Source organism: Desemzia incerta (genome assembly GCF_900115825.1).
Lineage (GTDB): Bacteria > Bacillota > Bacilli > Lactobacillales > Carnobacteriaceae > Desemzia > Desemzia incerta.
Window position 1 is genome coordinate 156,531 of record NZ_FOXW01000003.1, and the last position, 12,387, is coordinate 168,917.

At 37.6% G+C, this 12,387-nt stretch carries 9 protein-coding genes; 5 read left to right on the top strand and 4 right to left on the bottom strand.

Features of this window, described 5'->3' with window-relative positions:
* Nucleotides 1–310: 310 nt before the first annotated feature.
* The 5 genes from BM137_RS04950 to BM137_RS04970 all read left to right on the top strand — a co-directional run bounded on the left by BM137_RS04950 (nucleotide 311) and on the right by BM137_RS04970 (nucleotide 6,004).
* Nucleotides 311–784 (top strand): hypothetical protein, encoded by a 474-nt coding sequence (locus BM137_RS04950; protein ID WP_092480056.1) that lies wholly within the window; start codon nucleotides 311–313, stop codon nucleotides 782–784.
* 145 nt (nucleotides 785–929) lie between these two features.
* Nucleotides 930–1,619 carry a SatD family protein gene (locus BM137_RS04955; RefSeq protein WP_092480057.1) on the top strand — a complete coding sequence of 230 codons (690 nt, stop codon included), beginning with the start codon at nucleotides 930–932 and terminating at the stop codon, nucleotides 1,617–1,619.
* Entirely contained in the window at nucleotides 1,616–2,365 is a 750-nt protein-coding gene (locus BM137_RS04960; protein ID WP_092480058.1) for a DUF3307 domain-containing protein, read from the top strand. The genes BM137_RS04955 and BM137_RS04960 overlap by 4 nt, the downstream gene beginning before the upstream one ends.
* Before the next feature lie 146 nt (nucleotides 2,366–2,511).
* Nucleotides 2,512–5,406, top strand: a complete 2,895-nt coding sequence (locus BM137_RS04965; RefSeq protein WP_092480059.1) for an insulinase family protein — start codon at nucleotides 2,512–2,514, stop codon at nucleotides 5,404–5,406.
* A 55-nt stretch (nucleotides 5,407–5,461) separates the two neighbouring features.
* A complete protein-coding gene (locus BM137_RS04970; protein ID WP_092480060.1) occupies nucleotides 5,462–6,004 on the top strand; it encodes a cysteine hydrolase family protein in 543 nt (180 codons plus the stop codon).
* Between the two features lie 1,244 nt (nucleotides 6,005–7,248).
* Here the strand turns inward: BM137_RS04970 and BM137_RS04975 are convergent.
* From BM137_RS04975 to pflB, 4 genes are all read right to left on the bottom strand, one after another.
* Nucleotides 7,249–8,178 carry a manganese-dependent inorganic pyrophosphatase gene (locus BM137_RS04975; protein WP_092480061.1) on the bottom strand — a complete coding sequence of 310 codons (930 nt, stop codon included), beginning with the start codon at nucleotides 8,176–8,178 and terminating at the stop codon, nucleotides 7,249–7,251.
* Between the two features lie 51 nt (nucleotides 8,179–8,229).
* Complete coding sequence (locus BM137_RS04980; RefSeq protein ID WP_177192498.1) at nucleotides 8,230–9,177, bottom strand: LysR family transcriptional regulator; 948 nt, start codon at nucleotides 9,175–9,177, stop codon at nucleotides 8,230–8,232.
* A gap of 104 nt (nucleotides 9,178–9,281) precedes the next feature.
* Entirely contained in the window at nucleotides 9,282–10,052 is a 771-nt protein-coding gene (gene pflA, locus BM137_RS04985) for a pyruvate formate-lyase-activating protein (RefSeq protein ID WP_092480063.1), read from the bottom strand.
* Nucleotides 10,053–10,121: 69 nt separating this feature from the next.
* Nucleotides 10,122–12,350: a formate C-acetyltransferase gene (pflB, locus tag BM137_RS04990; RefSeq protein WP_092480064.1), complete on the bottom strand. Its 2,229-nt coding sequence runs from the start codon at nucleotides 12,348–12,350 to the stop codon at nucleotides 10,122–10,124.
* Nucleotides 12,351–12,387 lie beyond the last annotated feature (37 nt).

A 12,387-nucleotide genomic window follows, 5' to 3' on the forward strand; every position in this document is an offset into this window, starting at 1 on the left:
TGCAAATTAAACTTGTGTTTCTTTTTTGGTGCTGATTTTACCTAAAAGGGAATGAAAATCGATTTTACGTTCCCATTTCTCTATAAGAAGAAGTCAAAAGGGAACGTAATTATGAAAGAGTGTCATATATAATACCAGCAGCGAAACTATCTTCCGTCTCTCGTTTGACATAATTTTATTATGGTAAACTAAATTGATAACTTTTTCACTAATTTAAACAAATACTCTAAAAAAGTATTGATATGGATTCAAAAAGATGCTAAAATCAAGTTGTGAAGTAATGAACAAACAACTTGAAGGAGTGTTCAATATGCAAAAAGAAATGATGGCATTACAACTATTTTTCCGAAATGGCGATACACTAATCATCAACCGCGAAGTGATTGGGGACTTATGGATCAAACAAGTTACGACGTCTTACGGCAGAATCAACGGCAGTGACTTTCAAGAAATCCATCCGTGCCAATCGTTCAAAATCGAATTGTTGCCAGAAGCTGACCGCGTAGACTCTGAAAATATCAATTTAGGCAGCCTTGAAGTGGGCATGTTTGAACGCATCAAAAAATACTCTGATATTGAAACGATGGACATCTTATATAAAAATCCTACTGGCAATGAAGCCGATATGATCCAATCAGAACGAATCTATTTCCCTTATGAAGCACAAGACGTTGATGGACTAGACAACAAGCATCAATCTACACACATGGGTGAGAATGGACACTTGTACGTGTTAATCGACCCGTCTAAAACAGTGACGGAAGTATTTGAATCTATCCGTTAAAATCAGCCCCCTTATTAAATGGCCCAAGAACTAACTTGTTCTAGGGCTTTTTTTGCCGTTAAAAAAGCTTTACTCTATTTAATAAACGTTTTATGATTCCTGTATAAGGGAATCATATGGTACAATGAGGAAAAGGAGTGAGGTTATGAACCAGCAAAACGAATTACTGACTTATGCAGCTGTTATAGGAGACATTAAAGACTCCCGGACACTCAGTAATCGAGAAGCAGTTCAAGAGAGATTTCGTTCTGTTTTACAATCCATCAATCAAACTTATGCAGAGGATATTGCTGCTGAATTCGTCATTACATTGGGAGACAGTTTTCAAGGGCTCGTTAAAAACAAACGAGTGGTTTTAACGATTTTATTTGAGATCGAGTTAGCTATGTCTCCAGTCGAGTTTCGTTTTGGCATTGGACTAGGAGAGATCAGTACACCTATCCAGCGAGAGAACTCATCCGGAATGGATGGAGCAGCTTATCATCGTGCACGCCAAATGATCGACACGATCGAAGCCAACGAAGCCAAATATGCTACCAGTGAAACCAATACTATGATTTGTTCAGGAACGGGGTATCAACCTACAGATAACCTACTGAATGCAGTCTTGTCTTTAGGGACGGCATTGAAATCAAAGTGGACCCAACGCCAGAAAGAAATTATGTATACGTATTTTTTACACGGCGAAAATCAATATAAAACCGCAGATGCTTTAAACATCGGGCAGTCTAGTGTCAATAAAGCGTTAAATGCGGCTAAATATTATACTTACAAGACAGCTTTATCTGATGCGAGCTTGTTTTTAGCCCAACTAGATAAGGAGGAACTGGCTTGATTTTCAGCACATTACTTACGTTTTTCATTGGACATCTTCTGGGCGACTTTTATTTTCAATCTGCTGCATTGGCTGTGCAAAAAGACCATTCTATCCCTCGATTGCTTCAGCACAGTTTAATGTACCTCATTTCAATGGTTGGGGGGACTTTGCCTGTATTTGGAAGTTCTCTTATCTTACCAGCCTTTTTGATTTCTGTCGGGCATCAGATTATTGATGGAAGTAAATTTTTACTCGTGCAAAAAGGGCTCTTGAAGCCTATTCAAGAAGCTGTCATTTATCTTGTCGATCAACTGTTGCATGGTCTTGTCATTATAGGGGTTACAGTTTACCTCATGGAAAGTTCCTTATCTATTACCTATTTGCCAGAGACAACGCATTTTTTAAGGCTGTTAAATGGAGATATCACAGTAGTCTTGTCTTGGGTATTGATTTTACTCCTGATAGTGCAACCTTGCAGCATCACGATCAAAAAAGTATTGAATCATTATCGACCGAGAAATGAAGCAGTCGTTGAAGAAGACGGCTTGCCGAATGCCGGTGCTTTGATAGGAGTCTTTGAACGGATTTTTATTTTATTGATGCTGTCAGCCAATCAATTTACCGCCATCGGCTTTGTATTGACTGCTAAATCGATTGCCCGCTACAATAAAATTTCGGAAAGTCCTCAATTTGCAGAATACTATTTATTGGGCACATTGCTCAGTACCTTATTGATCGTTATCAGCTATTTTATCATTTTCTAAAGATTCGCTAAAGAATGAATCATTCGTCAAGATTCATATTTTAGCGAATCTTTTTTTGTAAATAAATACCTTAACCTCTTAGCAAAAACAAGAACAATGGTATACTACTAGTAAGTAATAAAATGAAAAAAGAAAAGAGGCTTTTTATGACATTCAAACAAATCGATACTCAAGACTTGCCGGATATTCAATCTGTAGGAAAGTTGTATGAACACATAGAGACGGGTGCTCAAGTCTTGTACTTAGAAAATGAAGATACTAATAAAGCTTTTACCATTGGTTTTAAAACACCTCCTTATAATGATAATGGGATTGCTCATATCATTGAACATTCTGTTTTGAACGGTTCACAGAAATACCCGTCAAAAGAACCCTTTGTGGAATTGATCAAAGGCTCATTGAATACGTTTGTCAATGCAATGACATTTTCAGACAAAACGATCTATCCAGTGGCTTCAACGAACCAAAAAGATTTCATGCATTTAATGAGTGTGTATTTGGATGCCGTATTCAAACCCAACTTTTACTCTAATCCGCAAATATTGGCTCAAGAAGGGTGGCATTATCATTTAGAATCAGCAGAAGAGGAATTGATCTATAAAGGGGTCGTATATAATGAAATGAAAGGGGCAACAGCTTCTCCAGATCGACAAGTTCAACATCAATTGACACGTCAGTTGTATCCGAACAGTATTTATCGTCATGAATCAGGAGGAGAGCCTTACGCAATTCCTAGTTTGACGCAGGAAGAGTTCATTCAATTCCATCAAACGTATTACCACCCAAGCAATTCATTGACAGTGTTATATGGAAAAATCGATGAACAAGAAACGTTTGCTGCATTGGAAGCTTACTTCGATGGGGCAGGGAAGGTAGAAGAAGCGGTTGATTTATCCTTTGAAGCGGCTAAGCCGGAAGAAGAGCTGGTAGAGAGTACCTATTCAATCACAACAGGAGATGATCCGACAGGTAAAGATTATTTAGCTTTAGGTTGGCATGTTGCTGAACCGGATGATGTGTTGGATCGATTTGGTCTAGAAGTAGTAGAAGAACTGTTATTTGGTCATAATCAATCTCCACTTAAAAAAGCTTTATTGGATGCAGAGATAGGAGGAGATATCTCTGGTGGAGCAGCTGACTTTGGTTATCCAACAGCTTTTATGATGACGGCTAAATATTCTGATGCGTCTAAGATGCCTCAGTTTAAAGAAATTGTAGAAAAGACATTGACTCAGTTGGTAACGGAAGGGATTGATCCTGAGCTGATTGATGCAGCATTGAATAAGATCGCATTTCAAACGAAAGAAGCGGCTATATCAGAAGATAGTCCAAGAGGAGTGATCTACGCAATCAATGCGTATCGTTCTTGGTTGTATGAAGAAACTCCTTATGCGAATCTGCAATTTACGACTTATTTAGAACAGTTGGGAGAATTAGCAAGAGAAGGGTACTTTGAAAAACTGATCAAACAAAAGTTGCTGGAGAACTCTTTGCATACAGCTGTCGTATTAAAAGCCGAACCTGGTAAAAGCGATCGGATAGAAGCTGAATCTCATGCAAAATTACAAGAGTATAAAGCCAGTTTATCTGAAGAAGAGATTCAAGAACTAGTTGATCAAACACAATCATTGATCAAACGTCAAGAAACACCAGATAAACCGGAAGATTTGGCGAAAATCCCTACATTGACGAAAGAAGATTTGAGTACGCATGTAGAGGATTATCCTTTAACTGAAAGCTCGTTTTACGCAGAAACCAGCTTTTATCAAGCGGAACAATTCACAGCTGGTATCGACTACATTAGTTTGTATGTGGATCTCAAAGACGTGGAAACTGAAGATTATGTATGGTTAAGCCTATTGAGTCGGTTAGTTGGTAAGTTGGGGACTAAAACGTATGATTCAGCTGCTTTACAACGTCAATTGGATCTGTATACTGGTGGAATATATGGGAATATCACCATTCACGAGGATACTTCAGGTGAGTTGAAGCCGTACTTTGTATTGAGAGGAAAAGCATTGGAATCTTCTTTAAATGAATTGGTCTTATTGATGCAAGAAATCTTATGCCATACACAATTTGAAGAAGAAGCAGAGATCACTACAGTGGTTCAGCAACTGATTTCTCAATTTGAGCGGATGATTCAGTCGCGTTCTCACGTGTTAGCTGCTAACCGTGGACTCAGCCAAGTAAAAGCTTCTGCGAAATTGAATGAAATGGTCAGCGGAATGGATCAATTCCACTTTTTGAAAAAAGTTCTTAGCGACTTGCAATCAGGAAAAGCAGATAAAGTAAAAACACAACTTGGAGAAATGTTGCAACGATTGTCAAATAAACGCCGTCTGCATGTCTTGTATGTAGGAGAAGCAGAACGAGCAGAAGAAGTAAAAGAAGCCCTTCAAACGGCCTTTAATGACCTTCCAGAAGCTGCATTAGGGCATCCGGCGATTATTAAACCCGGAACCAAACAAAATGAAGCTTTCGTAACCGCTCAAGACGTCAATTATGTAGCCATTGCTTCAGATGCTATGGATTCATTTGCTTATACAGGTACTGCCAAAGTGTTAGCGACGACTATTCGTTACAGCTATTTATGGAACGAAATCCGAGTCAAAGGCGGTGCTTACGGATCTATGTACAACCATCAACGAAATGGAAGCTTTGCTTTAAGTTCTTACCGCGACCCTAACATTCGCAAAACATTGGCTGCTTATAAAGGTTTACCCGGTTATATCGAGCAAATAGAACTTTCCGATAGTGAGTTGCTGAAATATATTATTGGAACTATCAGTCCTATGGAACAACCTAAATCAGCGTTCAGTAAAGGTTTAACAGCTTTTAATCGTTTGAAAACAGGGCTTACAAAAGAAGAGCTGGTTCATTTGAAAGAAGAGATCTTAGCAGCTGACTCAACAGCATTAGCAGAGCTCCATAAGGACCTGAAAGAAGTCTTAGAAGACAGTACAATTGTCGTTATCGGTAATAAGACTCAAATCGAAAAAGAATCAGATTTGTTCGACACAGTAAAAGAATTGTATTGATTTTAAAGCAGAGTAGATATATAAATAACGTAAATCAGTTGAAGGAGGGAAAGACATGCCAAAAGAAGCTTTATTGATCGTAGATATGAGTGAAGACTTTGTAGCCGATAACGGAACATTGACCGTCGGCAAACCAGGACAAGTTATCGTACCTTATATCAAGCAATTAGCAACAGAATTTTTATCAAAAGGAAACATCGTCGTCGTTTCAATGGATGCTCACCAACCAGATGATCCTCATTTTGAACTTTGGCCGCCTCATAATGTTGTGAATACCAAGGGTCAACAGTTATATGGAGACTTAGATACATGGTTTCAAGAAAATAAAGATCATGAACAGGTTATTTATTCGCCAAAAACAAACTACAATGCGTTCTTCCAAACAGGACTAGCAGATGAATTGAGAGAGTCAGGCGTAGAGAAAGTTCATATCGTAGGCGTAACAACAGACATCTGTGTCTTCTTAACCACAGGAGGAGCAGACGCAGAAGGGTTCAAAACGACTGTTCATAAAAAAGGCGTCGCTACTTTTACTGATCTAGGAGAAACTATGCTGAATCATATGGAAAGATGCTTCCACACGGAAATCATCGAATAGAATAAGTCAAAAGCTGTTTAAAGAATGTTTTTTGTTCTTTAAACAGCTTTTTTGCATACTCCACACAAATTTAAATAGACCTTTAAAACCTCTAAAATACAGCTTTTCTACAAGGGAAGAGGGGGCTGGGGCATAGGGTGAATAGATGATGAATAGAGAAAAAGGAACGAAATACCCATAAAACGAACCTGTCAGAACGCTTGATAAACACATGCTCTCAGGTATTGGTGTAATTAAAGCTGCACAGCAAATGAATACAATAATTGTCAGCAGCAAAAAAAATCCAATTATGTTTAACTTGCTATTAAACAGATACTAAACAGCTATTAGGATTAAATAAAATCTTATTTTTGTAAAGTTTGTACAAATCCTGTTTACTAAGCAATTTATGAAATCTAACAAGTAAATGGATAACTTGGTTTATAAATTTATACTAACTGATTAATACTTAGTTCAATGAGTTGGATGAAATTCTATTCAGCAATTAAAAAAAACTAAACTATTCGAAGCTAACGTAGTATGATAATTTAGCAACAAAGCTTTAAATACAAAAACTAAATCCCGCAAGAAATTCCTAACTAGGAAAAAATAGTTAGACGAACTAAATGTAAACTTAGAAAAAATGTAAAAATAGCTGAATTTTATCTAACTGAACTATATAACACTAAAATAATTTATTTAAAGGTTAAAAGAGAGAGAAGAAAGCTAATTGAGGACTTGTAGATCAAGCACCTGAATTCACCTTTTTCCTAGTTTACATAATATATATTATACAAAGTAGTTTCTAGAGTCGATTCCACAAGATAACTTTAAAATTTTGCTCTTTTTTGGTCTTTTAGTTCTTTTTCATACTTGCTGTTAGAAAATTATTTTTCTTTTGCTTGTTTTTAGTATCTGCACTAATTTAAATTCTAACTGGCTATTGATTTTGTTTTTATTCTGACTGACTATCTAATGATCTAAAATGCTTTCTTTAATCAGTTCAATTTTTAATAATCAACTAACTGTTTGTTATTATTTTTTAAACTCACGTATTTTACTGTTTGAAGTTTTCTTGGCTGATCCGATTAATTTCGTTCTTATTATGAATCCTATTTTGCTGATGATTTGTTTCAGTTTTGATTCTGTGTTCTCAGGACGTTTTTAAGCTCATTTCAACTTCATTTGCATACACTTGTCCGTGAAATGATTCTTAAGCAAATAAAAAACCAACCGCTATAAATAACGATTGGTTTTTTATTTGCTTATTTTGTTAAGGCTTCAGTTAATTGTGGAACCACTTGTTTCTTACGTGATACTACACCTTTTAACAAAGCTTTGTTGTTTTCTAATTTCACGCCGAAAGCATCTTCAACAGCAATGATTGGATTTCCTAATGCTAACACCATTGAATCACTGTCTAGGATGTTTGTTACTACAAGAATGAATAAATCGTAGTTGTTTTCTAAATTCGCTTCTTGGATAGCTTTTTCCAATTCGCTTTGTTTAGCAAATACATCTTCGATATCAACTACATTGATTTGTGCGATACGTACGTTTTTGTCACCCATTGGGAAACTCTTAGCGTCCATATCGATCATTTCTTCAGCAGTCTTAGTGCCCATGTTTGTTCCGGCTTTTAACATATCCAGTCCATAAACATCTAAATCAACTTCAGCGATACCTGCTAATTCTTTAGCAGCTGCTTCATCTTCAGGTGTAGACGTTGGTGATTTAAATAACAACGTATCTGAAACGATTGCAGACAACATGATACCAGCAATGTGTTTAGGAATTGTTACGTTATTTTCTTTAAAGATTTTCAAGATAATCGTTGCTGTACACCCAACCGGTTCCGCACGGTAATAAAGCGGGTTCGCTGTATCAATGTTCGAAATACGGTGATGATCTACAACAGACGCAATCTCTACTTCTTTGATATCTGAAACACTTTGTTGTGCTTCGTTGTGGTCTACTAAGTATACCGTATTTGTTTCATTTGCTGCTGTTTCGATCACTCTAGGAGCTTCCACACCAAAGTAATTTAAGGCATAAGCAGTTTCTTCTCCAATTTCCCCTAAGGCTACTGCTTCTGTTTCTTTACCCAGCTCATTTTGCAAATAAGAAAATGAAATAGCAGATGCTATTGCGTCTGTATCCGGGTTTTTATGTCCAAAGACTAAAATTTTGCTCATTTTATTGTGACACTCCTTTATTTTGATTCTCACCTTTTATAGTAGAACAAATTAGCTTTTTAGTCTAGAGGCAGACTCTTTTTCTTTAGAAAATTTATCAAAATAAAGGAAAAAATTCTTCATCCTGTCCAAATGAGCTTTATCTTTTTTAAAGACAAAGGCTAGATTATATGTAATAGGCGGATCAAACGGCAACATATACTGGTTTTTGGCTAATGGATTAGCGTCTATGTATGACTTAGGCAAAGCAGTATAGTGTCCTGATCGCTGGCTGAACAGTTGGAGCTGTCTAGGAGACGAAAAATAACCGGATATCTCCGGGAAATTAAGGTTCTGATAAACGAAACTGGCCTTTAAAGTGCCATTTATGTAAAATTTATTTGGGTAAAATACCCACTTGTTCTGTAACGTTTCTTTTAAGTTTATCGATGATTTATCGCTCCAAGAATCATTTTGGTGGATAAGAAACAATTCCTCTTTGGCAATCAGTTTAGATGCATACCGGTTCCAATTTTTTATAATCTGATCCGGAAGGCATAAGATTGCCAGGTCTAGTTGATTCTTCTCTAATTGCTCCCATAATTCTTCTCTAGGGACAATACTCAAAGAAACTTTTCCACGAGAATTTTTCCAGTGATAATAAGCAAGGAACTCCACAAAGATTTCATCCCCTATGGAGGGCAATACCCCTACTTTTAGGTGACCCGATTCTTCTCTTTCGATAGAATTTATTTCGTCTAAAGCATTCTTAAATATCGTTTGCACAGATTGGGTTGCTCGTGCCATACTTTCTCCGGCTTCAGTCAAACGCATTTCTTTGCCTTTGAAATAGAACAATGGAGCGCCTATAGCGTGTTCGAACTTTTTGATTCTCTGGGTCAAGGCAGGTTGAGAAATGCCTAATTTTTGTGCTGTTTGCGTATAATTCATTGTTTCCGTCAACTCAGAAAAATAATCTAATGTCTTGCCGGAAAAAATACTTTTATCTCCTAAGTTCATTAAGTTTTCCTTCACTTCCTTTTGCGTCTGTAACCCCTTTATCATAAACAGCTATATAAAAAAGAGCAATCAAATTCATGCTCTTTTCATCAATAATTTAGGGATTATTGAACAAATTGGTACAATTTGTAATCGTCTACATGCAAAAGCCGATTAGCATTTTCAATTCTTTCTGCTGTAGGCGGTTCTATCCCGTCTAATTTGTACGGTATGTTCAATGCAGCATACTTGTATGCGCCTAATTTATGGTAAGGAAGAATCTCGACTTTCACTACATTTTTTAATGATTTTATAAATTGGTCTAGTCGAATCAAATCTTCATCGAAATCTGAACGTTCAGGAACCAGCACGTGTCTGATCCATACAGGTTTTTCAATCTCTGACAAATAACGAGCCATATTCAAGATATTAACGTTAGAATGCATCGTCAATTTTTTATGTTTTTCATCATCAATGTGCTTTACATCAAATAGCAATAGATCCGTATACACCATCAATTCTTCAAATCGGCTGAAAAAAGGTTCGTCATAAGTGAAAGGCTGGCCGCAAGTATCTAATGTGGTATGCACCCCTTCTGCTTTAGCCAACTTGAAATATTCAATCAAAAAATCAATATGCAGCAAAGGTTCTCCACCACTCACTGTAATACCGCCTCTTTGCCCCCAATAGTCTTGATATTGCAAAGCTTCTTTAAGCAATTCCTCAGGTGTATAAGGTGTACCTCCGCCGATGTTCCAGGTATCCGGGTTATGGCAAAACTCGCACCTCATCCGACAGCCTTGCATAAATGAAACAAAACGAATTCCCGGTCCATCTACCGAACCAAAGCTTTCATTTGAATGTACATACCCTATGACAGGCTTCTTCTCTTCCATAACGGTTACTCCTTTATTAAAGAAGAACCAGGAAACCATTTTCCCAGCTCTTCTCTCTTTTTACTGCCCTTACATATTTTCGTGCATTGTTCGATTGATAACGTCTAATTGTTGCTCACGAGTCAATTTGATAAAGTTTACGGCGTATCCTGATACACGAATCGTCAATTGAGGGTAATTTTCAGGATGTTCCATCGCATCCATCAATGTTTCTCGGTTAAAGACGTTTACGTTTAGGTGATGTCCGCCTTTTGTCACATACCCATCTAACATGCTGGCAAGGTTTTCTTGTTGGATCACATCTTCTTTTCCTAACGCTTTTGGAATGATGGAGAACGTATTTGAAATGCCGTCTAAAGAATATTTGTACGGCATCTTAGCCACAGACGTCAAACTCGCTAAAGCTCCATGTGTATCTCTTCCGTGCATTGGGTTGGCACCTGGGGCAAACGGTTCTCCTGAACGACGTCCATCTGGTGTATTCCCTGTTTTCTTACCATAAACAACATTTGAAGTGATTGTTAAGATTGAAGTTGTATGAGTTGCTCCTCGGTATGCAGGATGTTTCTTCACTTCATTCATGAATGTTTTCAATAACCAAATACCGATGTCATCTGCGCGATCGTCGTTGTTTCCGAATTTAGGGTAATCTCCTTCGATACTGTAATCGACGACTAATCCATTTTCATCACGGATCGTTTTAACTTTAGCGTATTTGATCGCTGAAAGTGAATCAATCGCTACGGAGAATCCGGCAATTCCTGTGGCCATTGTTCTTAAGATTTCGCTGTCATGCAAAGCCATTTCGATACGTTCATAAGAGTATTTGTCATGCATATAATGAATGACATTCAATGTGTTCAAGTACAACCCGGCAATCCATTCCATCATCGCTTGATATTTTTCCATGACTTCATCATAATCCAAGTATTCTGATGTGATTGGTTGGTATTTAGGTCCAACTTGTGTTTTAGATTTTTCATCGATACCACCGTTGATCGCATACAACAATGTTTTAGCCAAGTTGGCGCGAGCTCCGAAGAATTGCATTTGTTTTCCGATTCTCATAGCAGACACACAACAAGCGATGCCGTAATCGTCTCCCCATTCTACACGCATGATATCGTCATTTTCGTATTGGACAGCACTGGAAGCAATCGATACTTTCGCGCAATAGCGTTTGAAGTTCTCTGGTAATTGTTTAGACCATAGAATCGTCAAGTTTGGTTCAGGAGCTGGTCCTAAGTTGGATAAAGTGTGTAAGAAACGGTAACTGTTTTTTGTGACCATGTGACGTCCATCAATCCCTACGCCGGCAATAGCTTCTGTAACCCATGTTGGATCTCCTGAAAACAAATCATTGTATTCAGGTGTACGGGAGAATTTGACCAAACGCAATTTCATCACAAAATGGTCAACGATTTCTTGAGCTTCTTCTTCCGTCAATACACCTTCTTTTAAGTCACGTTCAATATAGATGTCTAAAAATGTAGAAGTACGTCCTAATGACATAGCTGCCCCGTTTTGTTCTTTGACAGCGGCTAAATAACCAAGGTACAACCATTGGAAAGCTTCTTTTGCAGTTCTGGCTGGTTGAGAGATATCAAACCCGTAAATGTGGCCTAATTCTTTCAATTCAGCTAATGCACGAATCTGTTCACTCAATTCTTCTCTGTCACGAATAATATTTTCACTCATTGTGCCAAAGCCGGTGTTATCCAAGTCTTCCTTCTTTTTCTCGATCAAGTAATCCACACCATATAAAGCTACACGTCTATAGTCCCCAATGATACGTCCGCGACCATATGCATCCGGCAGGCCAGTAATAACTCCGCTTCGTCGAGCTGCACGCATTTCTTCTGTATAGGCATCAAATACCCCTTGGTTATGTGTTTTGCGGTAATCACGGAAGATATGAGACACTTCAGGATCTATCTTATACCCATAAGACTCTGCTGACAGTTCGCTCATGCGAATTCCGCCAAAAGGCTGCAAGCTGCGTTTGAATGGCTTTTCTGTCTGGAATCCAACGATTTTTTCTAAGTCTTTGTCTAAATACCCAGCATCATGTGAAGTAATCGTAGAAACGACCTTTGTGTCCATATCTAAGACACCGCCAGCTTGTTGTTCCTGACGGTTTAAATCAGACACTTGATTCCATAATGTTAATGTCTCTTGTGTTGGTCCTGCCAAAAATTCATCTGTTCCATCATAAGGAGTATAGTTTTGTTGAATAAAATCCCTTACATTTACTTCTTCCTTCCATACTTTTCCTTTGAATCTCTTCCATTGTTCCATATAGTAACCTCCATTAATAAAATGATTTAACGCAATA